This window comes from Halodesulfovibrio sp. (assembly GCF_015482765.1).
Classification (GTDB): Bacteria; Desulfobacterota; Desulfovibrionia; order Desulfovibrionales; family Desulfovibrionaceae; genus Halodesulfovibrio.
Window position 1 is genome coordinate 1 of sequence record NZ_JADMLB010000041.1, and the last position, 24,359, is coordinate 24,359.

Consider the following 24,359-nt stretch of genomic DNA (forward strand, 5'->3'; position numbering starts at 1 on the left):
ACAAAAAAAAAGCTCATCTTGCAGCAAGGATGAGCTTTTTTATTTCTATTAAGAAACGTAATAAAATACGTGAATAGTAGTTCTACTAGATGACAAAACAGAATGCAGATGAAGAAAGCGGAGCCGGATTTGGAGTCGTTAGACATTGTGAAGAAACAGCAACCTGAATGTTCGCATTAGGCAGCAGCAAAGATCGTGGTTGCTCCAACAGCTGTGAATGCTGTTGCATCTCCACCTGAGAAGCTTGTTGCTGAAGCTGTGCCTGCATAACATCACCAAAGGATGTTTGAGCACCAGTAGTTCCTGTTTGGGCTTGCATAAAATACTCCGTTGTCCAAAGTAGTTGTACAAACCCTATCGACCTCTTCTTACAGCATCTTAAACTTTTCTAACAATTCTCTAAAAAGATCATAAGTAAAAAAGACTGCGAATACTCACAGTCTTTTTTCTAGTCACAAACAGCCCACTCTTCTACATACCGCCAATGAACATCACGGATATACTCCGCCATCTTCTTGGCGTCACCGGCACGAACAAGATTAATAATCTCGTTATGCTCATTGTAGTTGGCTTCACGGAACTTTTCTCCCCAATCCCTTTCTGTAAAAACAAACAACCGTGCTCTGTACATATTCAGCAGATACACAAGATATGGGTTTGGGCATGCCTTCAAATAGGCATTATGAAAGTTCGTATTTAAGGCGTTACAATCTTCAAATCGTTCCCCTTGAGATGAGATCATAATCTGTCCGTTATACATTTCCATTTCAAGAATATGTGCTTCAGTCAGCAGAGGAAGTGTTGAAATCACAGCCTGATATTCAAGCCCTCCACAAACCTCGAAAATGTGTCGCTTATCTTCATGAGTCAAAGCATTAATTACAACGCCCCGTTGAGGAAGAATGGTTACAAACCCCTCAACTTGCATTTGCAGCAATGCCTCGCGTAAAGGCGTCTTACTTGTTCCAAGCTCATCTGCAAGTTTCTTTATACTGATAAGCTTCCCCGGCTCAAGCTTACCGCTCTTCATATCTTCCAGAAGCTTTTCATATAGGGCCGTCCGCAGTAGACCGCCGGAATCAGCATACATCATCCTTAATCCCCTCAAATAAGTGGCAACCCGTACAAAAAAAAGTATAATGCAGGTTGCAATTTGAAAATGTGCTTGATAAGCAGGACAGAAGGTATTCTAGTATTCCAGTTATAGCAAGCCCGTGCAAAATCAATGCTATTTAAATGATTCAGGGAAGTCGCCACTTCCTTTTTTTAGTAGGCCAACTGGTATACTAGTACATCAATAATGCGTTTTAACTGATATACTAGAATACCGAAAATATAATATTCTGTTATTATTGATTTATATTTGGAAATTGAAAATAGGAGAAACCATGCAACGTTCACTTCCTGTCCCCCGTCAACTGTCCACAGGAGTCCTGTACACGCTACTTGGTGCCGTCTGTTTCGGAACAACCGGAACAATTCAAGCGTTTGCTCCTGAAGGTAGCCAACCACTAGCAGTGGGAACAATGCGTTTGGTTGTTGGCGGACTTGTAATGCTGCTCTGGGTTCGCTTCCGAACCGGATTTACACACCACGTTCCTTGGCCTAAAAAAGCGACCATTACGGGAGCACTTGGTATTGTAATTTTTCAGGTTCTCTTTTTCCAAAGCTTAGTCAGAACCGGAGTTGCTGTAGGGACAGTAATCGCTATTGGTTTCGGGCCCATGGCCGGTGGAATCATTGAATACCTTCTACGCGGCACCGTCCCTTCCCGATCTTGGTTCACAGCAACAGCGCTGGCTATCGTTGGGTTAGTTCTTCTTTCTATTGATGATACTGCAACTGTTGACATAACAGGAATAATTATGGCGTTGGGTGCAGGAGCCGGTTACGCCCTTTATGCTGCAAACACACAAACTATTCTCGCCGATAGATCACCACAGGAAATGGTTGCAGTTCTCTTCACATTCGGTGGAATTGTTATGTGCCCGATACTCTTTATCTATGATGTCTCATGGATGTTCTCCATGCGCGGCGTCATCTCAATCGTGCTCATCGGAGTTATCGGAACGGCCATGGCATACAGCTTCTTCGCTACGGGACTGGCGACCCTTCCTCTTTCTTCAGGCCTCACCCTCGGACTTGCAGAACCGCTTGTCGCGACGCTCTTCGGCATTCTGCTGCTTGGTGAACCTTGCTCATTTCAAACAGCAATGGGCATCTGCATAATCTTCAGCGGGATGTTTGTTATCGCACGAAACCCAGTATAACCTCATCCAAAGACTCGTTTGCCATACGTCCGCTCTAGTTTCTTTTTGCCAAACTAAGCATTTTATCTGATGCTGAGAAAACAAAAAGACCATATACATTCTTAAATAGAATGATGTTCAGTCTCTAACTTAGAGGGACACTACAGAAAACCGGACAGTATAATGAAAAACAAAGACCTGTTACGTAAAGCTGCCGCTGCTATTCTTGCTCAAAAAGAAACGGTAGCTATTCAACTTGCCAATATGCTGGTTGAACGCCAACCGCAGTGGTACGAACGTGAAAATTGCACTGAACTGATAACCCATTTATCCCTCTTTATTGAGCGTATATGTAATTGCATGCTCGCAGGCACTTTGGAGCCTTTAACTACGTTTTTCAGTACAGCTGCTCTTGAAAAAGTTGAACGTGGGCTCCAGCTTGACGATATGCTGGAAGGCATCATGTTAGGCAAATACTGCCTCTCTTCTGCAATCCTCCGAGAACTTCCAGCCAGCGAAGAGCGGGATAAAATCCTCGGCGCTGTTGACCTTCTCTACATCGACATCAACAAAATTTCCGGTGAAAAATATTCTGCCTTGCTCACCCAGCAGCGTAATGCGGAGCATGAACGCACAAAGCTTCTATTAGAAGCGACGCGTTCCATAACAAATTTCACAGACTCACAAGCCGCACTGGAACATTTGGCACGAGTTATCAGCGAAACCCTCTCCCAAGGTTTCTGCGTTATCTTTCTGCGTAATACAGAAACACAAGGTCTCGCTCCACACGCAAGTTGGGGACACGTTTCCAATAAATGCAAGCGTTGCTTTGACGGTGTCCGCCTATGTCCAAACGGCGGAAGCATTACAGCAATAGGCGGCGAGACATTCGGAATTTGTGCCCTCAATTCTGAAAGCTTTGCTATTGCCCAAGATATTCCAGAACTCATCAACTCTGAAAACATGGCAATGTTCCCTATTTACAGCAGTGCAAACTGCCTGCACGGCATTGCAATGGTAGGCTCTGCTCACTCCCAATACGCGATTGCTCCAAAACAGAAAGAGCTTATCGAAGGTATTTTACACACTGTTTCCGCAACAGTAGAGCTTGCTGCCAGTGTTAAAGAAAAAGAACGCCAGCTTAAGGAAAGTGAAAGCCTCAGAAGAGTGGCTCACCTTCTGCTCCAGCATCCAGAAGCAAAAATCCAAGACGTCCATTCCATTATCTGTGATGAAGCACGGGCAATTGTAAATGGCACAGGAAGCACAATACTCCTTAAAGAAGGAGATGTACTGCGGCACTCATGCGGCTCCGGTGCTCCTCAGCCTCCGATTGCGACGTTCCCTATCGCTACGACATCGTATGGACATATTCTGCGTCAGGGAAAAGCAGTCATTATAACCGACGCACAAAAAGAAATCCCTGCAGACCAGCGAAGTAATGAAGTCAAAACAATGCTTGCAGTTCCTTTGCTTGAATGTGGTCAGGCTATCGGCCTGCTGCTTATTTCCAACAAAGAATCTGGTTTTGACTTCATTGACAGAAACATTATTGAGCTGCTGGCCGGCCAAGCCGCCATGGCATTACGAAATGCACGATTATCTGAACAGAGTGATAAACTTGTCGTTGCGGAAGAACGCCAACGCCTCGGTCGTGAACTTCACGACTCTGTTACGCAAGCCCTCTATGCCGTTACATTGTGCGCAGATGCTGCAAACCGCTCTATGGCTCTTGGTAAGGAACAAATAGCTAAAGATCAGCTTCAAGCGCTTAGAGGCATGGCTCAACAAGCAATGCGTGACATGCGTTCTCTTATTTTTGACCTGCATCCACCGGAGCTGGAAAACGAAGGACTCGTAGGAGCCATTCAAGCACGGATGAATGCCGTAGAAATTCGATCCGGCCTGAATGCAAAAATGTTTGTAAAAGGTGAAGAACGACGCCTTGCTCATTCAACGGAAGAAGAAATTTTCCGCATTGCCATTGAAGCACTCAGCAATGCAACTAAGCATTCCCATGCTCAAGATGTTTCTGTTACCCTTATCTACACAGAAGAATCCGTTACAATGACAGTAACAGACAACGGCAAGGGATTTGCCATCGACCACCTGCCAACCGGCGGCATGGGACTGCGTAATATTCGTGAACGCGCACAAAAAATCCATGCAACGCTGGAAATTAACAGCAACGATATTGACGGAACCACTATATACATAGTTGTTCCTGTAAGCCGCTAGGAGCACATATAATGGCCGCACCAATTCGAGTTCTCATTGTAGATGACCATGACATCGTACGTATGGGGCTGAGAGGATTCCTTTCAGGGTATGATGATATTGAAATTGCCGGAGAAGCAGCAAACGGTCAGGAAGCTGTAGACTGCGCAAAAGAACTTGTTCCAGATGTAATCCTTATGGATATGGTCATGCCTGTAATGGATGGAATTCAAGCCATTCAGGAAATCAGAGATCAAAAACTATCCGGAAAAATTATCGTACTCACAAGCTTTGCAACGGATGATAAGGTCTTTCCTGCCATCAAGTCAGGTGCTGTGGGTTACCTGCTTAAAGACTCTGCGCCTGAAGATCTGCTCAATGCTATCCGCAAAGTGCATCGGGGAGAACCGTCACTCGCACCGGATATTGCTCGAAAACTTCTCGCAGAACTTTCGTTACCTGAAGAAGCGGAAAAACCGACGCCTGATCCACTCACCCCTCGAGAGGTTGATATTCTGCGTTTAGTAGCACAGGGGATGAGCAATAAGAGCATTGCGGAGCAAGTGTTTGTCAGCGAAGCAACAGTTCGCACACATATGACAAACATCCTTTCAAAATTGCATCTGGCCAACCGTGTTCAGGCAACGCTGTATGCATTACGAGAAGGACTTGCGTCACTCAGTTAGGGCTTTTTACTAAGGTGAAATAGCGCACCTACCTACTACTTTTGTTGTAGAAACAGTGCCACTATTAGTTCCAAGCACGCTTTCAGGCTTTTCAGCCTTCCTTCTGATTGAAAAACGCTGTTTATCACATACGATCAGGGTAAATCGAAGCATAATCCCCCTGTTTTGATGAACTATTTTCAGGAGAACGACGGTGGAAAAAATAAATATTGGTTCACAAGGTTTCCCCATTCCAATGCCGATGGCTATTTTAGGAACACATCATAACGGTAGCCCCAACTATATGGCGTTAGCCTGGGTTGCCCGGATGAACTTTAAGCCCCCCTTGCTCGGAATTGCGGTAAACAACAAACACGCATCAAACACTGCTATTCGTGAAACCAAAGAATTCAGTGTTAACTTTCCCTCCACCGAAATGGTAAAAGTTTCTGATTACGTAGGTCTTGTTTCCGGTAAACGGACAGATAAGTCGGAACTGTTTGACCGTTGCTACGGAGAACTGAAAGCCGCGCCGCTTATAAAAGAGTGTCCGCTTTCTTTAGAATGCAAGCTTTACGATACGGTGGAGATGGCTACCAACACTTTCTTCGTTGGTGAAATTGTCGGTACGTGGTGTGAGGAACGTTTCATGACTGACGGAGTACCCGACATTGAAAAAATTAAGCCTTTTGTTCTTACCATGCCGGACAGCCGGTACTGGGAAATTGGAAGATGCATCGGGCACGCATGGCAGGACGGTAAGGGGTTAAAATCCTAGTCAGCCATAAAGATAGACAGCTCACAAAAAAAGCTCCTGCAAACTACTTGCAGGAGCTTTTTTATCAGATTCAATAACCGTATTAGCCTACTGACAAATCTCACCTATTCTAGAGGCCATATGCCATGTCTCAATCTTGCTTTCACCCTCAACAAGTTCACTGAATACTTTTGCAGCATTCTTAAGTTCATCACTTGCTAAATGGTCTTTAAAAGCCTTTTCAGACAAGTAGTGTTCATAAAAAAGAAAAGATGCCGGATCAGATGTATCCTGATGTACACTGTACAAAAGAAGTCCTTCATGATGGCCGCATTCCTGAACAAGCTGTTCTAATGCGGTACGTAATTCATTTTCTTTTCCCGGCTTAGCTCTAAGGTGAGCCGTCACAACAAGAATGTCTTTAAATTCCATGACGAGTTTCCTTGAAAGGAGCATCAAAGCTGCTGTTACGCATATACCCGGTTGTGCAATAGCTGCATTACTGTGTGGTCAAAAATAAAAAACGGGTATTCTTTCATACTCCGGTTGAATTGCATCATGTGACTGTAGTCAAAGCGTAAACCACCTTCCATCGTAAAAATGCGGAAATACCAGCTCAAGGCATCCACCTTTTAGCGAAGAAGCTCCTACGAGGTATGTCGTAGGAAAATTAGTACAACAGCCACAAAAAAGGCCACGTAAAAATACGTGACCTTTGTATAAGCTATTGTCAAGATTCTCAATTATTCAAAATACCATGAAATATTCACGGTTTCTTTTGAGTATAGAGAATTATGCAGCAGCTGTGGTGCTGGATTCTACTGTTTTTTCAGGTGTAGCAGCAATATCAGCAGCAGCGGTAAACAGAACGTCAGTGGAACTGTTAAGAGCAGTTTCAGCAGAGTCCTGAATTACGCCGATGATAAATCCAGCTGCAACAACCTGCATGGAGATATCGTTAGGCACACCAAAGAGGCTGCAAGCGAGTGGAATGAGAAGCAGAGAGCCGCCGGCAACGCCGGAAGCACCACAAGCAGAAATAGATGCGATAAGGCTGAGGAGAAGTGCAGTAGGAATATCTACATTGATACCGAGAGTGTGAACAGCAGCAAGAGTCATTACAGTAATGGTGATCGCTGCGCCGCCCATGTTAACGGTTGCACCCAAAGGAATAGAAACAGAGTAAGTATCTTCATGAAGATCAAGACGCTTACAGAGTTCCATGTTCACTGGAATGTTCGCAGCAGAACTACGGGTAAAGAATGCGGTAATACCACTGCCTTTAAGACAGGTGAATACCAGCGGGTATGGATTCTGTTTTGTTTTGAACCATACAATAACAGGGTTCACAACAAGAGCGATAATGCCCATAGAAATAAGAAGAACCATAATCAGGTGGCTGTATCCAGCGAGAGCTTCAAAACCTGTAGTAGCAACGGTGTTAGCAACAAGACCGAAGATACCGAGAGGAGCGAAACGGATTACCATTTTAACGATCATGGAAACGCCGTCAGAAACATCTGTTAATACAGCTTTGGTTGCTTCACCTGCATGCTGGAAGAAGAAACCAAGCGCAATAGCCCAAGCAAGAATACCGATGAAGTTACCGGAAGCAAGAGCATTGATCGGGTTATCAACGATTTTGAAGAGCAGAGTGTTGAGAACCTCACCAATGCCGCTTGGAGGCGTTGCGCTGGTATCGGTAGCAACAAGAGTAAGGGTGGTAGGTGCTACAAAGCTCATCAGAACAGCAACTAATGCAGCCATGAAGGTACCTACAAGGTAAAGCGTAATAATAGAACGCATGTTAGTGTTGGCACCTTTCTTCTGGTTAGCAATAGAAGAAGCAACAATAACAAATACAAGAATCGGAGCTACAGCTTTAAGGGCTTTAACAAAGAGCTGACCAAGGACATTTACAGACTTTGCAGCGTCCGGAGCAACCATTGCTACGATAACGCCGGCGATAATGCCCAACACGATCTGGAGTACTAAACTGCCTGATGCAATTTTCTTTATGATATCCATCATTTGACTCAATCCTTCCTAAAAATTTAAGAACGCTATACACCTAAAGTAAGGCTCATAGAAGACGTATCACAAATCTGTCAACACCTTATTTTATACCCATTATATGTAGATTTATTGGTATACTCATAAAAAAAGCTCTTACTATTTCCAGTAAAAGCTTTTTTTTATTCAACAAGGTCTGCCAACTATCAACATGGCAATAAAAGGAACATTTTTTTCTCTTTGCCATCCATTATACGTAACTTTTTTGCCGAAAACGACAAAATTCGCAAAACCTGTTTTTTTTGCCTTTTTACGTAAAAAACTTAGTTTGGAAAATTTTAACAATTTTCGTCAAACTTTCGTACTGAAACGCATTCGAAGACTTATTTCTGAGCAGAAATATTCATTAGAATTTCTGTAACAAACTTGTCTGAATCCTGACTGCTCCAGTAGTCTACAACATACCGTTCATAAACTTCCGGCCCAAGCACGTACTTGTTTTCATCGGCCCATTTGGCAATACGCTCGTATGTTTCCGTAATATTGTCATGCGAACCGATATGGTATGCAGAAACCATCAGGCAACCGCCAAAATGCGTTTCAACATCTTTACCGAAAGGTTTTAGTGCCCGTTGCAGCACAGTTACACGGCTACACTCACCTTTCATTTTTTCTTTAAAATCAGGGAACCGCATAATCACAGGCCCTGTAATTTCATTTTCAATTGAAGCAATAAAATTGGTAAACTCTATGTTGATAATAGAGTCACGATAATCGTAGGCAAAGTCCTGTTCCAGAAAACAATAGGCTTCGTCTTCAACAAATTTCACAGATATATCCTGCACTTTATAGTGCAGCACAGACTCTGCTTCCACCACAAGCTCATACCAGTCTTTTACTGAAGTGTAGTTACGGTGTACTTCTTCCTCCACTTGACGCAGTTCATCAAGTTTAGACTTAAACGAAGCCCGCATAGTGCGGTAGTCACCGCTTTCAATCACTTCTTTCATCTCAGAGAGCTTAAAGCCCATCTGCTTGTAATATTTAATAACCGGCACAGCCAAAAGTGATGCTCGAGAATAATACCTGTAATTATTACCGCAGGACCTGTCAGGTTTAATAATTCCGACCTTGTCATAGTGGCGCAAAGCCTTCTTTGACAGACCACAAATCTTGCTGACCTCTCCAATCGAATAACTACTTTTGGATTTCACAACCACCCTCCCGCTTGCACACAGCGCGTAAAACAGAATACCTTCCCCGCATGTTTACTTTACGTATTGTAAAGCAACACAACGAGGTATGACAGACTGCGGCATGCAACACGTAACAGCAACTCATATCACATCGGGGTAAGCACAAGTTACATGCATTTTTAAGAGCTCTCCACCACTACATAAAAGCCCTTATCTCTCAGTCTGCGACGCTCAAAAGACTCTCTCAGTAACAAATTGTTATAATTATACAATTATAATACTTTTGCAAGAAATGCACGGCATACCATCTTCTCTACATTCTTGCAGCGCATACTATATCTGCTGTACCCTAAGTGCTTTCAAAAAAAAATCCCCCTGATACTGTTAAAAAACTGCATCAGAGGGATATAAACGCTAATTACCTTGAACTGTTGTTAATACTAACAACAAGCTAGTCCTTAATATAGTAATTAATCGTTGCAGCACCCTCTTCCGGAGCACAATAGTACACTTTAAGACCTGCATCTTTGCACATTTCAAATCGGGTTTCTTCAAGCAAACCGTTTGCTTCTGCTGTCATAATAGCAGAAATCATAGAGTTACGCTCAAACGCTTTAAAATGGCCGTAGTCAGCGCGAAGTGCGTCCATCACGTCGTCAACGCAAGCATCTTCAACAGTGGTAAAGTATTTCAGCATTGCATAGTTAAGCGGCTTCATCTTACACCTCTTCTTTCTGTTTGAATAAATCCAGCGGGTTCATTGCAACAGTAAAGATACCCACGATCATCAGGACAGCAGCTGCCCATGCGATTGGAGGCATAGACCAGCCGTCGATACCAGCAAATACACCAAGGATAATCCAACAACCGAACGGTCCCCAGAAAGAGAACGTACCGTTACAAGACATACCAAGAGCAGCACCGCACATGCCGTTACCACGGTACCAGAACATAAAGGTCAGGTACGCGCTAAGACCACCAAGGACAAACCAAGGAAGAGCATCGGAGCTTGTAAATGCTTCAACGACAAGACCAAGAGAGTCGAAACTACCGGACAATACTGCCATGATAGGAATAAAAATGAACAGGGTAGACAGCGCGGAAGTTGTCTGACGGATTGTGATCGCAATTTCAGAATCGATCATAGAAGTACCGTAACCACAAACACAACCTTCAAAGCCCCAGCCCAAAGCAGCGATAAACGCAATACAAATACCGAGGAACTGACCTTCAGGCGCTTCACCACCAAGGCTTGTGCTCGCAATCATAAAACTTGCAAGGAAGCAGATAGCGATGCCGAGCATCATGCGTGCATTGAGTTCCTGCTTGAACAGTATACGGCCAAGAATAGCGCCGATAGCAGGACAAAGAGCACTGATAGGTACAACAATAGAACCGGCAAGCTGGAGACCCACAACATAAGCAGTTGTTGCAAGAGGACCACCGATAAGAGCAGCCAGAACCATTACAAGACCCGGTTTAGTTTTAAGGCATCTGAAGAAGTCGCCAATACGACCACGAACAGTTGCCAGAGAAAGAGCCCAGATAGCACTGAAGCTGTCGTTAACTGCTGAACCTACAGCACCAAGAAAATATGTTACAACAAATGCGGACAAACCAGCGGTGTTTGCACCATACCAGTCAGCCCAAACACCTTTTGCCATACCAAGAGTAAGGAAACCGGTGTAAAGGCCGTAGAATACGGCTGAAAGCAACGCAATCAGGATGCCTTTAGTACGAAAACTAGCATCAAGCTTTCGTTTTGCGAGAATGGCTTCTCTGCTCTGTAAAACTACTTCACTCATAGCTAAGAACCTTTTCTAGTTAAGTTTCTTAATACGGTTGTCAAAAAGTAGACAACACGCCCCTCTTTTCCTCTCCACACAACTGAGCGTTTAAGCGCATTGCCTCAGCCCGTCGTAACCATTTTTGAAAGGTGAAGTATGTAAACCTTACAGACGCCTTTTCTCAGGTATACATTCGTCCAACTATACATCAGTGCTGTAAAGTCCTCTAAAGAGGTATGCACACTTTTACAACTGATATTCAATTCAAGATGAACTGCGGCACCCACCTGCCGGAATGGTTTCGAAAATGTGGAACTAGCAAAACGTGCAAGGAAACCACTTCGCTTACACGTTTTGCAAAATATTTAAAATTAACTGTCCTTACGGGCAGGAAGGATGGTTTCTACATCACCATGCGGACGCGGAATAACGTGTACAGAAACAACTTCGCCTACACGCTGTGCAGCAGCAGCTCCGGCATCAGTAGCAGCTTTAACAGCACCTACATCACCGCGAACCATAACAGTAACAAGACCGCTGCCGATCTGTTCTCTGCCAAGCAACGTTACGTTTGCTGCTTTCACCATGGCATCGCTTGCTTCAATTGCACCGACGAGACCTTTTGTTTCAACCATTCCTAAAGCATCATGTTTAGACATATATACTCCTGTTCCGATATTAAGTTGCTAGTTCAACTACGGATGAAGAGGTTAAATTCATGGCGTTTGCTTCTTCAATGTCCACGTGAAATTCCAATGCGGAATCATCACTGACTCTGATAGCTACGTTATGAAAAATACCGCCTCGAACCCCGTCAAGCTCAATGCCGACTATTTGCCCATCCCGCACGTCATGATTTCTTGCATCGTTTGTGTGCATATGAATATGACGTTGAGCAACAATCAGCCCCTCTTTTGTCTGGACAGATCCTTTCGGACCTATAATCGTAATCCCCGGAGTTCCATGAAGGTCTCCGGATAATCTTGCCGGTGCCTTAACCCCTAACTTAAAAGAGTCTCCAGCAAGAATTTCTACCTGTGTTTTACTGCGAACCGGTCCAAGCACCCTGACTTTTTCAATGGCACCCTTGGGACCGCAGATAGTAACAATTTCCTTGCACCCGAATTGACCGGGCTGAGAAAGGTCTTTCAACTTTGTCAGCTGATACCCTTTCCCGAACAGTGCCTCTAAATCTTCCTGAGAAAGATGCACATGCCGGTTGGAAATGCCGACAGCTATTCCTTTATGGTGCGTTTGCTGCCCCTGCTCCATAGCTGTTTCAACTGTCTGGAGAAGAAGTTTAAGCACCGCATCGTAGCTACTCATTTACGCTCCTTTTTGAAGAGCGTTAACCAGCGACGTAACCAGATCTACAAGGTGTTCATGTTCTATTGTGCTGCCGCTTTCAGAGCATCCCCCAGCAGGGAAAGCTGTAACTGCGTCAGGTTTCTTTCCGGTGTATTCTGCAAGTTCCGGATAGTTGAATGTCGGATCATTCTCAGCAATGGTGCTGCAATCATGTAAGCCGTATGCAACACTCTTGATATTAATGAGGTGCAAAGGCGTTACGTTTTCAGATATCGAACTGCCACCCCATGTTCCGCACCCTAAGGTGAAGGAAGGAGTAAGCCCTGTGCTCACGCCGGTACCACCATGCGTGCCGCCAGTATTCACCAGAATTCTGGATGAAGGCTTTACACTGAACTCTTTGACAACATTCTCATCTTCCGTATGCAGGCTCATAGTGTGCCCGATACCATTCTGAAGCAGCTTAATGCTCAATTTACATGCTTCATGCCAATCCTTAACCGTGTAAAACGCAAGTACAGTGGTAAGCTTTTCAAAAGAAAGCGGGTTGTCATCACCGACACCAGCCTGCTCACCCATCAGTACTTTCGTTCCTTCCGGAATAGTAATCCCCGCAGCGGAAGCAATCACATGTGGGGGTCTCCCCACAAACTGTGCATTCATTACATGACCGTTTTTAAAGAGCAGCGAACATACCTTTTTTGTCTCGTCTTCAGACATAAAGTACGCACCCTGTTTTTTAAATTCTGCAACGGCAGCTTCTTTATTGCACTCTTCTACGATTACAGATTGTTCTGAAGCGCAGATTGTGCCGTAATCAAAGGTCTTACTGGCAAGAATATTCTTTACAGCCTGAGGAATATTCGCCGTCTTTTCGATGTACGCCGGAGAATTGCCGGCACCTACACCAAGAGCAGGTTTCCCTGCACTGTATGCAGCTTTGACCATGCCGGGGCCGCCCGTCGCGATGATCATTTTCACTTCTTTAGAGTGCATCAGCTCTTTTGTTGCAGGCATCGATGGTTTTGAAACACAGGAAATAATCCCCTGAGGTGCTCCAGCACTTACCGCCGCCTCACACATAAGCCGTGCTGCTTCCATTGTGCATTTACATGCCGCCGGATGCGGTGCAAAAACAATGGCATTACGAGCCTTAATGGCGACCATTGCTTTATAAATTGTAGTTGATGTCGGGTTTGTAGAAGGAGTAATCCCCATAAGCAGACCAACCGGTTCTGCAATTTCAATTACCTTTCTTGCCCTGTCTTCACTAATAACGCCGACAGTCTTCATGGGCTTGATTGCGTCATACAAAAGCTGTGATGCCATATGGTTTTTGTATGTCTTATCAGGCACATTGCCGAAGCCCGTCTCTTCTACTGCCATACGGGCAAGCCGTACCGCATTCTCTTTTGCCACTTGCACCATGCAGCAAAGAATTGAGTCTATTAACTCATCAGTATAACATGCAATTTTTTCAGCAGCTAAACTTCCCTGACGGGCTAAATCCCGCGATTCCTGGACAGATTGTAGATCATAGTCCATGTTTGTAGCTCCTCTAACATCTCATCATTTTTCCAATGTTGCGTAGTAACGCTTAAAGACTTCCACAAGTGAGCGCTTTTTCACTTTTGAAAGCTTTTTCGATTCAATCGGGAGATCAGGATATTCACGAGCCAGCACACGCAGTTTTGCTAATGTCAGCTTGTTTAATCCGTTATGAATCCCGTCAGCCCCATTTGCAGCCCACAAAGCATCCACGTCCTTTTTATTCACGGTTGCTTTCTTTGCTGCAGCAGGTGCTTTTTTCGGCTCGGAAGCCAATGGAGTCTGCCCTGCGGAAGTAAGGGCAGGTTGTGCCGTTGCAGATGCCGATTCAGAACGTTTGCCGACGTTCTTCACAACACGTTTTGCAACCGCAGGAGTTGTCACAGCCACAGAGGTTGGTGGGATTTCCGGTGTTGCTTTATCAGAACCCTTCTCCGGCTTGGTGGACTCGGCGTTGAGTTGTTCCACCGATGACAACGTGTCTTCATTCTTTTCTTCAGCTTCTGGCTCTTCAGCCTCAGCCAAAACAGAATCATGTGATTCAACGTCATGCTGTTCTTCTGTGTTACTGCCAATAAACGCAGAAGTAAGAATGCCGTTAAAAACCTCTTCATCAGGACGCGGAATAACGTGGCTTGCGTAAAAAGAATCAGCATTCAACTGATGCAATGCCGCTTTTGCAGCATCTACAGCAGCTTGCACCGCTGCCACATCGCCAGTAACACTTACAGATACCAACCCCGCGCCAATACATGTTCTCCCCAGAAGGCGAACATCTGCTGCTTTAACCATTACATCTGCACACTCAATGGCAGGAAGAAGTCCTTTTGTTTCGATCAAACCAAGTGACTTCATTCGTTACCCCTTTGCTTGTGAGAATCTGGAATAAAACAATTTCGCTTTGCCTTCTGCGTCCCAAACTACTTTTGACCCCGCAGGAATATAGAAAACATCACCAGTTTCTACAGCCACAGTCTGACCGTTAATGGTAAGTTTCAATGTTCCCTCAAGCAGGTGGCAGTTTGCTTCGCACGCAAAGTCCTGTTCAAACGAGGAGTGATGAATTTCAAAAAATCCTGACTGAATCCGTCCATCCTCTTTTCCGATTACTTCCTGAGAGCACGCTCTTGCTCCGGCTGTACCGGTCTCGAACGGCTCCATTTCAACAGATTTACCACGCACCAACTTTCCACCGCCTACTGCTTCAGAAAGAAATCCTTTGCGTGTTAAACTCTTCAGGAACGTATCAAGCATTCCCTGTTCATACATTGCTTTCAGTGCTGAATAGATCAGCTCACTGCTGATTCCTCCATCGCAAGATGAAGGACTAGAAACGGCTTCACATGCGCTTTGCCGAGGCGCACCTTCAACAATTTCTATTTCAGCCAGTTTTGCCGCATCTTTTGCAGAGGGGGTCAAAATAGTATTTGAATCAACGTGCAAGATAGATTTGCCTTGTTCGATAAGGGCTTCAACATCCTTTGCACAAACAACTTTCTTCATTCTTCACACCTCCTTCTCTGTTTCTGCGTCCATAAAATTTTATATTTGCCATGCTAACGCCGAAAAAAGCATCTCTAAAGGTGACGAAAGTACTCCAGCACTTACAACCAGCTCTTTCGCCCTCAACATTCCTTTTGTCTGCTCAACTCGGCTCTTTTTACTCACTCAGTCAGACTCGCAAACTTCTCCAAAACTTGGCAGCTCACAGTCTTCATCAATGATGCCTACAATCACGGCATCAACAGGAATATTGTCGTCATCAAGCATTTTCCTTGCTGAGGAACCTGTGCTGACAATAACCCTGTCCCCGATACCCGCACCGATGGTATCAACAACCATCATACGTTCACCGGCACGACTGCCTCCCACGAGTTCAACAAGCATAAGCTTGAGACCTTTCATGGAGTCAGCCTTTCGAGTAGACCATACGCTGCCGATAAGCTTGGCAACTAGCATGCGTGGTGTCCTTCTTTCAGCTTGAACTTAATCTCTGCCATTGCGGATTCGACAGAAGCGGTATCGCCCATAATCGCAAGCAGGATCATGTTCTGCGGGCAGTTACCCTTAATATCCTCCACAACAACACCAACGCTCTTCTCAGCAATATCAGCGGCAACAACCATATCGATCATTTTGCCCTGAATAAGCCCTACCGCATCTACCGGTTCTTCAATGGTTGCTTTACCGGAACCTTTACGACGGAGGAGAATGTTCAACGCTCCGGCAGACGGAGATTTAATTATGCGAAAGTCCATAATGATACCCTTCTACGCTATGCTTCAGCCTTACAACTAAGCGCAATGCCTAGCGGTGTGACGAACATTGGATTTTTTGGTTTGTGTGTATAAATGCCAGTTCGCTTTTCAATAACGTCTTCAATTCCTTCAAGGCAGCAGGTGCCGCCTACAAGTGAAATTTCCTGAACATCGTACCCCTCGATATGGGTATTGATGATGGTAGACATTTTTTCGATAACTGGACGGAGGACGGGAAGAAGCTTTTTATGGTTTGCGGTATTACGCTTAAACACATCAGCTTCATCAAAAGGCATCTTATATGCGCCGGAAATAACAAGGGAGAAGTGGGTACCGCCTGTTGCCTCATCAGCAACATAGATAACTTTTCCATCTTTCAAGATAGAAATACCAGTGGTACCACCACCGATATCCACAACAGCCCCGTTGGAAATTTGTAAGACTTCATTTGCTGCTGTCGGCTCATCAAGCAGCTGAGTCAGTTCAAAACCTGCACCTTCCACAACATTCCTGATCGCGCCGGAATCAAGCCCGTCTGTGCCGGGCGGAATAGCAGAGGCAGCGTAGAGTAATTCTGTACCGAGCTTCTGTTCAACTTCTTCTTTCAATTCACGAACAATCTCGACGGCACCGATGTAATCCACAACCATTCCATCACGTACAACATCTGCGTACCTGTATGCTCCGGCAACGGGTTTACGGTTTTCATCAAGTACACACACAACAACACATGCTGTACCTAAGTCGACGCCTGTGTAATAGACAGAAGAATTGCTTTTTATCGGTGTTTCAACTGCATCTTCGAACTGTTGAACCAGTTCATCGCAGTACGCAAAATTTACTCTATTCTCTGACACTCTTTCCCTCCTAATGCAGTGCAAATCATTTGGGACAGAATATTACGAATCTGGTTCACACGAATACCCAACCTGTTTTCATCAGGAGTCTCTTCGTATAATTCAGCAAGAATTGCTTCGAACCTATACATTGAGCAACGAAGCTGATTCAGAAGCAGAACTTCCTTCCCATTAGGGGGCAGCATGTGCTCTGAAGTAATTGCAAAACAATCAGCCAGCGGACTGGAGAAATTGGCTTTAGTAATGCCGTGGCACTCTTCACAGTCCAAGTCCTGTAACGAAACGCCATCATCAAGAACGGTCAGCATGGCTGCAACGTCCTGCTCAAGAGCAGCGACACTTTGGGAAAGTCTGATGTCGCGAGCCTGCAATTCGCAGGCAATAAGCAAAAAGGAATTCGTAATGGATGTTAGTTCTGAGCGCAGACGCATCGTCCGCCAATCATTCACAGCCGGTTCCGGCTCAACAACTGTTTCGGTTACTGATGTCTGCGAAAATGTAGAGGTAGAAGACTCTGTCGTATCAGTAGGAACACCGTCAGCAAGGATGGTAATCCTTCTGTCGGTTAAAAACTGACGCGCACCCGGCGTGAGCTTTTCGTCCTTCGTCACGTTGAAGTCCGTAAAAGCATCTTTTCTATATAAAGCGCGAAGGTCGTCTTCTGTAATAAACTTCATCTACTGTTCCTTTCACACACTGAAACTGCTCATAATATCGCTTAGTTCACGTACAGAGATTACATAACACTATGAAATCTTAAACTAAGTCTATTCATCATGACGCAGAAACATGCGGGTATGTCATCACATGACAAGCAGCATCAAAACAAATGCGTTATTAATTCTGAAATCCCTGTTCCATCAGCCACACTGACAGAAAAATAAGGTTCCGATACGCCGAAGTGTCGAAGCTGCTTTAAACAAAAATTTTTATTTTCAGAATGTACATCACTCTGGGTAATCACACCTGTAACCGGACAGGTAAACGCTGTAGCCAACCCCGGAGCACCTGCCACAGACCTTTGAGATTGCCCCATAACAAACAACACATGAAAAGCATGATTTTGCGCCAAGGCAATCAGATGATTGTACATCCATGGATTTTCAAAATATCCACCGGGAACATCAATAGTATGTTTCCCGTAACGAACTTCCTGACCTTTTTGATGGGCAAGACAGCCCTCGAAATGGACGTCAGTTCCGTCACCATAGTTATTCAGTACATTAGCAAGGGAAGTCTTCCCGCTACCGGTTGCCCCTACGAGCATTATCCTTCGCCGTATCATACTGAATCGATTAAGAACGAGTTACCGATCCGGCTGAAAAGCCTAGATTACGGGCTAAAACATCCACAACAGCTTGCAGTGCAGTTTCCACACTCTCAACACTTCCGGTAAGAACAACTGAGCCGGTAAAGCGATCTAAAAAACCGATCTCAACGTCTGCTGTCTTTGTTGCAATATCAGCAGCAATAATCGCGGTTTCAAAAGGAGACAGTGTTAAAATCCCCAGCGCGCCTTTTTCTTCAACACCAAGACGTTCATAGATGTCCTGCATCGGCGCCGCTATGACGTGGGCGATTGTGACCTGTTTCCCGGGAACGCTTTCCTGAATGATACGTTCCAATTCACGGGACTGATTACTTTGCATGGTAATACCTTCTCTTACGACGCTGCTTCGGGTGAATTGCGATGTATGTAAACAACGCGAGGCAAGCACCTAGTGTCGAACTACTGTCACGTTGAAATCATGCGCTTTAAACTGGTTTTCTATCCGTTCCAGATCAGCATCGCTCAATGCGAACTCACCCTTCATCTGATACTCCCAGCCAAGCTGATTGTATTTATTCACACCCATTTTGTGGTATGGCAGTAAGTCAACACCTTTGAAATTTTTACGATCACGGAACGGTTTAAGAAAAGCGATAAGCCCCTCAATATCTTCCGGTGCATCGTTAACGTCTTTCATCAGCGGCAAACGAATTTTCACGTTGTGACGCTTTTCAAGCAATGCCGTCACGTTCTGTAAAATGGTTTCGTTACGCACGCCTGTCAGTTCGTAATGTTTATCTGAATCGATATGCTTCAAGTCGTAGAGGAAAAGATCTACGAACTCAGCAGCTTTAAGCACTGCTTCCTGCTTGGCATAACCACAGGTTTCAATGGCAGTGTTGATGCCCCGCTGCTTACAGGTCATCAAAACGTTTGTGGCGAATTCCGGCTGCATCAGCACTTCCCCACCGCCTAAAGTAACACCACCGCCGGACATCTCGTAGAAGGCTCTGTCTTCTTCGACAATATCCATCACCTCTGAGGTGGTCTTCTTTTCACCAACGACGGAAAGTGCTGATGCAGCACAGACTTCTTCGCATTTCCCGCAACCAATGCAGTCAATGCTCTCTGACATCTGATGCAGAGTGCCGCCCGCTCCCATAGAATGGAGTCCCACAGGGCATACAGAAGCACACATGCCGCAATTGACGCAGAGATCCTGCTTATACAGGATTTGAAACTTGCGCTTCTGACCTTCGGGGTTTGAGCACCACTTGCAACGCAACGGACATCCCTTGAAAAACACGAGGGTTCTTACTCCAGGCCCATCGTACATATTGTACTTCTGTACGTTGAAGATAATTCCCTTTCTTTCAATCATGTCTGAATTAGTAGTCATGTGTACTCAAACCCCGTCTGGCTAGATTTCTTTCAGCATGGTTCTGCTGATAATTTCGTCCTGTACGTCTTTGCAAAGCTCAACAAAGAATGCTGAGTAACCTGCAACACGTACAACAAGATCACGGTAGTTTTCAGGATGCTGCTGAGCATCGAGAAGAACATCGTTATCAAGGTAGTTAAACTGCATTTCACCATTACCGAGCATGCTTGCTGTACGGATAAGGGTGATGATGCCCTGCTCACCTTCCGGTGTATCCAACAGACCGGACATCAGCTTGAAGTTATGCACCATGCCGATGTTCATGCTGTCGTTAGCCATTTTGGAAACAGATTTAATAATAGCTGTAGGGCCTTTGAAATCTGCGCCGTGACTTGGGCTGATACCGTCAGAAAGCGGCATCCATGCACGACGGCCACCAGCGGAAGCGCCGGTAAGCTGACCGAATGGAGTGTTGTTGGAAATGGACAGAGTACCGTGGCTCAATACAGAGTAGAGAGTTTTAAACTTACGGTGCTCAGCTTCAGTAAAGCTTACGAGGTCTGCCGCAATAAGGTCTGCGTAGTCGTCATCGTTACCGAATTTAGGAGCTGCAAGGCAGTCTGCTTTAATCTGATCAAAGCCGACAAAGTCAGCTTTAAGAGCTTCGTTGAGCTGCTCAAGAGTGTATTTTTTCTCATCAAACACAAGGCGCTTAATAGCAGCCATTGAGTCTGCGTATGTAGCAAGACCACTCCAGATTACGCCCGGACCAAAGTTGTACATCGCACCGCCCGCAGAAACGTCGCGGCCGTTTTCCATACAACCTTCGTACATGATGGACATAAGCGGCTTAGGAGCAAGCTCTTTATGAACACGCTGAGAGATAACAGTCGCAATGCTTGTTTTCTCTGTGATGTATTTGATCTGTGCTTTAACAGCATCTTCAAACTGCTCGTAAGTCTGGAACTGCTTAAGGTCGCCCATATCAGGACAAACCTGCTTGCCGTACCAAAGAGGCACACCGTGGTTCAGAACAAGTTCAATACAAATAGGCCACTGGGTGTAACCAGTTGAAGTCCACTGGTAGAGACGACCGGATTTCTGCGGTTCTACACAACCCATGAGGCAGTAGTCGCGAGCGTCTTCAATGGATACGCCTTTTGAAAGCATCATTTTGATGTGGGTGTCATCAAAATGAATTGCAGGGAAGCCCATACCAGCACGGATTACTTCAATAATCTTCTGGAGGTACTTCTGTGGAGACTTGTTGTGAACACGGGTAGCGAGGGATGGCTGGTACACTTTAACGTGGCGAACAGCATCCATCAGCAGGTAGGTAAGATCGTTTGTTGCATCAAGACCGTCACGGGTAACACCGCCGACGCACATGTTAACAAACGGCTGGTAACCGGCGAAGAACTTGGAACCGCCTTCGCTAGTGATCCACATCATTTCAGACATCTTAATCAGCATACAACCGGCAAGATCAAATGCTTCATAATCAGTCATGCGGCCAGCTTCGAGATCGGCTTTGTAGTACGGGTACATGTACTGGTCCACACGACCAATAGACATACCAGTCTGGTTTTCTTCAACCACAAGGAGGGATTCAATAGTCCAAACAGACTGAATAGCTTCCCAGAATGTGGTTGGCTTGTGCGCAGGAACACGAGCGTTCACTTCAGAAATCTTCATCAGCTCGGCTTTACGCTGAGGATTGGTTTCCTGCTGTGCAAGCTGTGCTGCGTACTCAGAAAGTCTACGTGCATAAATCATGATACCTTCAGCGGTATCAATGAGTGACTTGTAGAAGTAAATTTTTTCGATGTCTTCAGGGTTCTTGTAATCAAGCGTTGCAAGCTGTTCATTTGCTTCACGCTGAACATCAAGCATACCCTTATTCATCAGAATAACGTCGTAACCAGGGTTGGAGTCACCGCCACCGTTTACTGCGTGGTAAGAACAATCGGAAACAAAAGATTCACCGGAAAGTTCCCACAAGCCAGCTTCGCGGTACTGGTCTTCACAATGCTCATCAACGGATTTGCCAGCCCAGAACGGGAACAGCTCTTCACGCATGATCTTTTTATCTTCTTCAGAAATGAAGAACGGGTCCTGACTGCGAGTACCGATGGTCTCAAGCTCATCAGCAAGCCAACGCCATGCGATGTCCGGAGAAAATGCACCGGCACGTGGCGCGCCACAAGGTGCACCAACGATAAGTTCGTCATTCTGGATAACAAGCGGAGCAGTTTCACAACAATGCTTAAAGCATTTTGCGCGAAGCAAAATTTTAGGCATGCCCGGGTTTTCTTTCGCAATTTTAGTAATAGCGCGAGCACGGTGAGTGGTAATGGTAGGTACCTGCTTGAGGAAGTTTTCTCTCAAACGTACCTGACGATCAGTAGGACCATCAGGAATTTCTGTACCATGTGTAGGTGGAGTGTACTGAGCAGTTGAGCCTTGAACAGCCTGACGTTTCAGAACATCTTCAGTTACTTCTTCAAACATTTTCTGCAAAGAAGCACGCTCTTCCGGAGTCATGTTTTTAGTAGCTTCTGCAAGCTTATTAGATAAATCCCGAATATCCACTACAACCTCACTTATATTAGAAATCTTTCAGAGTTAATTGTCAGCATTAGAGCTCTCCAATAGCCTCTTTCAAAATGCGATGTACTGCCTGCAATGAACTGGAACTGAGGGTGGTTGATGCCGGTTCGACAACTTTTGCCGCCGGTGTATCTTTCTGAAAAATCTCAGCGCCGATTGATTCCACACTGCGCACGCCGTATCCGACTTTACGCACATAAATCAGGTTCATTGGCGATACGTTATCTGATGTAAAGCCCTTACCAGCTGAACCGCTGCCCAGCGTCATGGAAGGGAACAGATTAGTTGTTGCGCCCATGCTGCCGAATGCCGCCGGTGTATTTACCAACACCCTGCCTACCGGCTTTTTCAGCGCAAACTGATTAATCACATCTTCATCGTTAGAATGGATAACCAGAGTGTGCCCGCAGCGATCGCTAAGCAGCAGCTCTATGCATTTTTCGCATGCATGCATCCAGTCAGGCTCAATATAAAAGCCAAGAACAGGACACAGTTTCTCGCGGGAGTATGGATCAAATTCAGAAACATACTTGCGTTCTGCGATTAATACAGTGGTGTTATCCGGTACTGAAAAACCGGCTTTATGTGCTATTTTGACGGCCGGTATCCCAATCAAATCATGATTCGGTTTTCCGTCATTATGGAAAAGTAAAGAACCAAGCTTGCCAGCTTCATCTTCAGACATGAAATATGCACCGTTGCTTTGCAACGCGCTTTTCACCTCTGCTGCAACGCATCCGTCGACAACAACGGACTGACCTGCTGCTGAAACAACACCGTGGTCAAACGTTTTACTGGCGATAATATCTTTAGCTGCCTGCTGAATATCCGCAGTGCGTTCAACAAATGCAGGACCATTCCCTGCTCCGCCGTAAATAAACGGCTTACCGGATTTACTTGCAGCTTCAAGCATGCCGGGAACGCCGGTATTCAGAATGAGCGAGACTGCTTTGTGCCCCATCAATTCTTCGGTTCCGCTAGGGGCAACTGTATTCAAGTACGCCAGCGCCCCTTCTGGAAGACCGGCCTTGTGGGCAGCCTCAATCATAATCTCAAGAGTCTTACTGATTGTTTTCTGTGCTCGCGGGTGCGGAGAAAAGACAATGGCATTGCCTGACTTAATGGCAATCAGTGCTTTGTAGATGGTGGTTGATACCGGACTGGTAGCCGGACACAACGCAACGATAACCCCTACAGGAACCCCGACGTCTTTTGTCTGTTTTTCGCGGTCTTCACCGATAATACCTACGCAACGCATGCCCCTTAAGGATCTGCGTGCAAAGCCACAAACAAATTCATTCTTAATAAGCTTGTGCTGCCAATCGCCGTAGTCTGTTTCTTCATAAGACATAACGGCAAGAGCCTGAGTATGCTGCTCAAGCGCATCGGCCATGCTTTCAACAATGGCATCCAGCTTTTCCTGCGTAAATGCACCAAGCAACTTTTGCGCTTCGTAAGCATTTTCCGCTAAAATTCTGGCTTCCTGTATTGAAAGCAAATCATTGTCTATAATTGTCATCAAAGGCACTCCCACCAGCTACAATCGTTCCTGAAAAACCTAACAGCTATTTATATGGAAGCAGCTTTTCCAAAGAGTAACGATCTGTAATTTTGTAAATATCCTGATGTGGTGAAGGAATAACAATGGAGCTGTGAACCTCAGCACCCATTCTTTCAATCGCACCGACACCGGCTTCTACTGCGGAGTTACATGCAGATACGTCGCCCTGTACCAGTACGGAAATGTAGCCGGATGCGGTGTTTTCGTAACCGACAAGATCAACATTCGCTGCTTTAAGCATTGCATCTGCTGCTTCCAGCACATACACGAGACCAAAAACTTCAACTAAACCAAGTGCGCTTGCTCTACTCATTCCGCTTACTCCACATCAACATCATGCACAGATACGATATCGCCGACTCTCGGCTCAGGACGTGCCATCACGTTTTTCGCAGTTACAGTACCAATACGTGCTGCTGCTGCCGCACCTGCTTCCACAGCAGCCTGAACCGCTGCCACATCACCTTTAACCATGACGGTAACAAGAGTAGAACCGATGTTCTCGTAAGAGATCAGCTCAACATCTGCAGCTTTGAGCATGGAGTCTGCTCCGTATAACGCTGGAACCATGCCCAGAGTTTCAATGAGACCCAATGCATTTTCACCGCGGTAACGCATGGAATATTCTCCTTTGTTATGGTTGACTCTGCTGTAAAAGAGTGAGTTATTAGAAACTTACCCC

The 24,359-nt window shown here is 45.4% G+C and carries 27 protein-coding genes; 4 read left to right on the forward strand and 23 right to left on the reverse strand.

All coding sequences use genetic code 11. The features are described from left to right. Window positions 1-85 precede the first annotated feature (85 nt). Window positions 86-319: a hypothetical protein gene (locus tag QZY95_RS06180; RefSeq protein WP_290920696.1), complete on the reverse strand. Its 234-nt coding sequence runs from the start codon at window positions 317-319 to the stop codon at window positions 86-88. 129 nt (window positions 320-448) lie between these two features. Further along, entirely contained in the window at window positions 449-1,093 is a 645-nt protein-coding gene (locus QZY95_RS06185) for a GntR family transcriptional regulator (RefSeq protein WP_290920699.1), read from the reverse strand. A gap of 295 nt (window positions 1,094-1,388) precedes the next feature. On the opposite strand from QZY95_RS06185, the gene QZY95_RS06190 reads away from it, so the two are divergent. The 4 genes from QZY95_RS06190 (at window position 1,389) to QZY95_RS06205 (ending at window position 5,909) form a co-directional block, all read left to right on the forward strand. Beyond that, a complete protein-coding gene (locus QZY95_RS06190; RefSeq protein WP_290920702.1) occupies window positions 1,389-2,270 on the forward strand; it encodes a DMT family transporter in 882 nt (293 codons plus the stop codon). A 162-nt stretch (window positions 2,271-2,432) separates the two neighbouring features. Further along, window positions 2,433-4,487 (forward strand): GAF domain-containing sensor histidine kinase, encoded by a 2,055-nt coding sequence (locus QZY95_RS06195; RefSeq protein WP_290920704.1) that lies wholly within the window; start codon window positions 2,433-2,435, stop codon window positions 4,485-4,487. An 11-nt stretch (window positions 4,488-4,498) separates the two neighbouring features. After that, a complete protein-coding gene (locus QZY95_RS06200; protein ID WP_290920706.1) occupies window positions 4,499-5,152 on the forward strand; it encodes a response regulator transcription factor in 654 nt (217 codons plus the stop codon). Window positions 5,153-5,345: 193 nt separating this feature from the next. Further along, window positions 5,346-5,909 (forward strand): flavin reductase family protein, encoded by a 564-nt coding sequence (locus QZY95_RS06205; protein ID WP_290920708.1) that lies wholly within the window; start codon window positions 5,346-5,348, stop codon window positions 5,907-5,909. An 87-nt stretch (window positions 5,910-5,996) separates the two neighbouring features. Here the strand turns inward: QZY95_RS06205 and QZY95_RS06210 are convergent, their stop codons facing one another. From QZY95_RS06210 to QZY95_RS06310, 21 genes are all read right to left on the reverse strand, one after another. Next, window positions 5,997-6,320, reverse strand: a complete 324-nt coding sequence (locus tag QZY95_RS06210; protein WP_290920711.1) for a putative quinol monooxygenase — start codon at window positions 6,318-6,320, stop codon at window positions 5,997-5,999. A 360-nt stretch (window positions 6,321-6,680) separates the two neighbouring features. After that, window positions 6,681-7,919, reverse strand: a complete 1,239-nt coding sequence (sstT, locus tag QZY95_RS06215; protein ID WP_290920713.1) for a serine/threonine transporter SstT — start codon at window positions 7,917-7,919, stop codon at window positions 6,681-6,683. 365 nt (window positions 7,920-8,284) lie between these two features. Next, window positions 8,285-9,115: a MerR family transcriptional regulator gene (locus QZY95_RS06220; protein WP_290920714.1), complete on the reverse strand. Its 831-nt coding sequence runs from the start codon at window positions 9,113-9,115 to the stop codon at window positions 8,285-8,287. 433 nt (window positions 9,116-9,548) lie between these two features. Beyond that, the gene (locus QZY95_RS06225; protein ID WP_290920717.1) at window positions 9,549-9,815 is read right to left on the reverse strand and encodes a hypothetical protein; all 267 of its coding nucleotides are present in this window, start codon (window positions 9,813-9,815) and stop codon (window positions 9,549-9,551) included. 1 nt (window position 9,816) lies between these two features. Then, on the reverse strand, window positions 9,817-10,902 hold the full coding sequence (locus QZY95_RS06230; RefSeq protein ID WP_290920721.1) for a hypothetical protein: 1,086 nt from the start codon (window positions 10,900-10,902) through the stop codon (window positions 9,817-9,819). Between the two features lie 353 nt (window positions 10,903-11,255). Beyond that, window positions 11,256-11,543 (reverse strand): ethanolamine utilization microcompartment protein EutM, encoded by a 288-nt coding sequence (eutM, locus tag QZY95_RS06235; protein WP_290920723.1) that lies wholly within the window; start codon window positions 11,541-11,543, stop codon window positions 11,256-11,258. Between the two features lie 19 nt (window positions 11,544-11,562). Next, window positions 11,563-12,210 (reverse strand): phosphate propanoyltransferase, encoded by a 648-nt coding sequence (locus QZY95_RS06240; RefSeq protein WP_290920726.1) that lies wholly within the window; start codon window positions 12,208-12,210, stop codon window positions 11,563-11,565. Further along, window positions 12,211-13,737 (reverse strand): acetaldehyde dehydrogenase (acetylating), encoded by a 1,527-nt coding sequence (locus tag QZY95_RS06245; protein WP_290920730.1) that lies wholly within the window; start codon window positions 13,735-13,737, stop codon window positions 12,211-12,213. A gap of 24 nt (window positions 13,738-13,761) precedes the next feature. Beyond that, a complete protein-coding gene (locus QZY95_RS16635; RefSeq protein WP_365970954.1) occupies window positions 13,762-14,595 on the reverse strand; it encodes a BMC domain-containing protein in 834 nt (277 codons plus the stop codon). 3 nt (window positions 14,596-14,598) lie between these two features. Next, window positions 14,599-15,243: a cupin domain-containing protein gene (locus tag QZY95_RS06255; protein WP_290920733.1), complete on the reverse strand. Its 645-nt coding sequence runs from the start codon at window positions 15,241-15,243 to the stop codon at window positions 14,599-14,601. Window positions 15,244-15,408: 165 nt separating this feature from the next. Next, complete coding sequence (locus tag QZY95_RS06260) at window positions 15,409-15,699, reverse strand: EutN/CcmL family microcompartment protein (protein WP_290920736.1); 291 nt, start codon at window positions 15,697-15,699, stop codon at window positions 15,409-15,411. Beyond that, window positions 15,693-15,998 carry a BMC domain-containing protein gene (locus QZY95_RS06265; RefSeq protein WP_290920740.1) on the reverse strand — a complete coding sequence of 102 codons (306 nt, stop codon included), beginning with the start codon at window positions 15,996-15,998 and terminating at the stop codon, window positions 15,693-15,695. The genes QZY95_RS06260 and QZY95_RS06265 overlap by 7 nt, the downstream gene beginning before the upstream one ends. A gap of 17 nt (window positions 15,999-16,015) precedes the next feature. After that, window positions 16,016-16,855, reverse strand: a complete 840-nt coding sequence (gene eutJ, locus QZY95_RS06270; protein ID WP_290920742.1) for an ethanolamine utilization protein EutJ — start codon at window positions 16,853-16,855, stop codon at window positions 16,016-16,018. After that, window positions 16,837-17,532: a hypothetical protein gene (locus tag QZY95_RS06275; RefSeq protein ID WP_290920745.1), complete on the reverse strand. Its 696-nt coding sequence runs from the start codon at window positions 17,530-17,532 to the stop codon at window positions 16,837-16,839. Before QZY95_RS06275 ends, eutJ begins: the two co-directional genes overlap by 19 nt. A 143-nt stretch (window positions 17,533-17,675) precedes the next feature. Next, complete coding sequence (locus QZY95_RS06280) at window positions 17,676-18,122, reverse strand: EutP/PduV family microcompartment system protein (protein WP_290920749.1); 447 nt, start codon at window positions 18,120-18,122, stop codon at window positions 17,676-17,678. 28 nt (window positions 18,123-18,150) lie between these two features. Continuing rightward, window positions 18,151-18,504, reverse strand: a complete 354-nt coding sequence (locus tag QZY95_RS06285) for a BMC domain-containing protein (protein ID WP_290920752.1) — start codon at window positions 18,502-18,504, stop codon at window positions 18,151-18,153. A 69-nt stretch (window positions 18,505-18,573) separates the two neighbouring features. Continuing rightward, on the reverse strand, window positions 18,574-19,524 hold the full coding sequence (gene cutD / locus QZY95_RS06290) for a choline TMA-lyase-activating enzyme (RefSeq protein ID WP_290920754.1): 951 nt from the start codon (window positions 19,522-19,524) through the stop codon (window positions 18,574-18,576). A gap of 21 nt (window positions 19,525-19,545) precedes the next feature. Next, window positions 19,546-22,098: a choline trimethylamine-lyase gene (cutC, locus tag QZY95_RS06295; RefSeq protein WP_290920756.1), complete on the reverse strand. Its 2,553-nt coding sequence runs from the start codon at window positions 22,096-22,098 to the stop codon at window positions 19,546-19,548. A 46-nt stretch (window positions 22,099-22,144) separates the two neighbouring features. Further along, window positions 22,145-23,635 carry an aldehyde dehydrogenase family protein gene (locus QZY95_RS06300; RefSeq protein WP_290920759.1) on the reverse strand — a complete coding sequence of 497 codons (1,491 nt, stop codon included), beginning with the start codon at window positions 23,633-23,635 and terminating at the stop codon, window positions 22,145-22,147. A 46-nt stretch (window positions 23,636-23,681) separates the two neighbouring features. Further along, a complete protein-coding gene (locus QZY95_RS06305) occupies window positions 23,682-23,990 on the reverse strand; it encodes a BMC domain-containing protein (protein ID WP_290920762.1) in 309 nt (102 codons plus the stop codon). Between the two features lie 5 nt (window positions 23,991-23,995). Further along, on the reverse strand, window positions 23,996-24,295 hold the full coding sequence (locus QZY95_RS06310; protein ID WP_290920764.1) for a BMC domain-containing protein: 300 nt from the start codon (window positions 24,293-24,295) through the stop codon (window positions 23,996-23,998). Window positions 24,296-24,359 lie beyond the last annotated feature (64 nt).

Bases quoted from the DNA above. Each gene is read 5' to 3' on its own strand.
- QZY95_RS06305 (WP_290920762.1), bottom strand. From the start codon at position 23,990: ATGAGTAGAGCAAGCGCACTTGGTTTAGTTGAAGTTTTTGGTCTCGTG.
- sstT (WP_290920713.1), bottom strand. From the start codon at position 7,919: ATGATGGATATCATAAAGAAAATTGCATCAGGCAGTTTAGTACTCCAG.
- QZY95_RS06225 (WP_290920717.1), bottom strand. From the start codon at position 9,815: ATGAAGCCGCTTAACTATGCAATGCTGAAATACTTTACCACTGTTGAA.
- QZY95_RS06200 (WP_290920706.1), top strand. From the start codon at position 4,499: ATGGCCGCACCAATTCGAGTTCTCATTGTAGATGACCATGACATCGTA.
- QZY95_RS06180 (WP_290920696.1), bottom strand. From the start codon at position 319: ATGCAAGCCCAAACAGGAACTACTGGTGCTCAAACATCCTTTGGTGAT.
- QZY95_RS06185 (WP_290920699.1), bottom strand. From the start codon at position 1,093: ATGATGTATGCTGATTCCGGCGGTCTACTGCGGACGGCCCTATATGAA.
- cutD (WP_290920754.1), bottom strand. From the start codon at position 19,524: ATGACTACTAATTCAGACATGATTGAAAGAAAGGGAATTATCTTCAAC.
- QZY95_RS06300 (WP_290920759.1), bottom strand. From the start codon at position 23,635: ATGACAATTATAGACAATGATTTGCTTTCAATACAGGAAGCCAGAATT.
- QZY95_RS06190 (WP_290920702.1), top strand. From the start codon at position 1,389: ATGCAACGTTCACTTCCTGTCCCCCGTCAACTGTCCACAGGAGTCCTG.
- QZY95_RS06285 (WP_290920752.1), bottom strand. From the start codon at position 18,504: ATGCAAAGTAATCAGTCCCGTGAATTGGAACGTATCATTCAGGAAAGC.
- QZY95_RS06195 (WP_290920704.1), top strand. From the start codon at position 2,433: ATGAAAAACAAAGACCTGTTACGTAAAGCTGCCGCTGCTATTCTTGCT.
- QZY95_RS06245 (WP_290920730.1), bottom strand. From the start codon at position 13,737: ATGGACTATGATCTACAATCTGTCCAGGAATCGCGGGATTTAGCCCGT.
- QZY95_RS06275 (WP_290920745.1), bottom strand. From the start codon at position 17,532: ATGAAGTTTATTACAGAAGACGACCTTCGCGCTTTATATAGAAAAGAT.
- eutM (WP_290920723.1), bottom strand. From the start codon at position 11,543: ATGTCTAAACATGATGCTTTAGGAATGGTTGAAACAAAAGGTCTCGTC.
- QZY95_RS06310 (WP_290920764.1), bottom strand. From the start codon at position 24,295: ATGCGTTACCGCGGTGAAAATGCATTGGGTCTCATTGAAACTCTGGGC.
- QZY95_RS16635 (WP_365970954.1), bottom strand. From the start codon at position 14,595: ATGAAGTCACTTGGTTTGATCGAAACAAAAGGACTTCTTCCTGCCATT.
- QZY95_RS06265 (WP_290920740.1), bottom strand. From the start codon at position 15,998: ATGGACTTTCGCATAATTAAATCTCCGTCTGCCGGAGCGTTGAACATT.
- QZY95_RS06230 (WP_290920721.1), bottom strand. From the start codon at position 10,902: ATGAGTGAAGTAGTTTTACAGAGCAGAGAAGCCATTCTCGCAAAACGA.
- QZY95_RS06260 (WP_290920736.1), bottom strand. From the start codon at position 15,699: ATGCTAGTTGCCAAGCTTATCGGCAGCGTATGGTCTACTCGAAAGGCT.
- QZY95_RS06280 (WP_290920749.1), bottom strand. From the start codon at position 18,122: ATGCTCGTAGGGGCAACCGGTAGCGGGAAGACTTCCCTTGCTAATGTA.
- QZY95_RS06240 (WP_290920726.1), bottom strand. From the start codon at position 12,210: ATGAGTAGCTACGATGCGGTGCTTAAACTTCTTCTCCAGACAGTTGAA.
- QZY95_RS06210 (WP_290920711.1), bottom strand. From the start codon at position 6,320: ATGGAATTTAAAGACATTCTTGTTGTGACGGCTCACCTTAGAGCTAAG.
- QZY95_RS06255 (WP_290920733.1), bottom strand. From the start codon at position 15,243: ATGAAGAAAGTTGTTTGTGCAAAGGATGTTGAAGCCCTTATCGAACAA.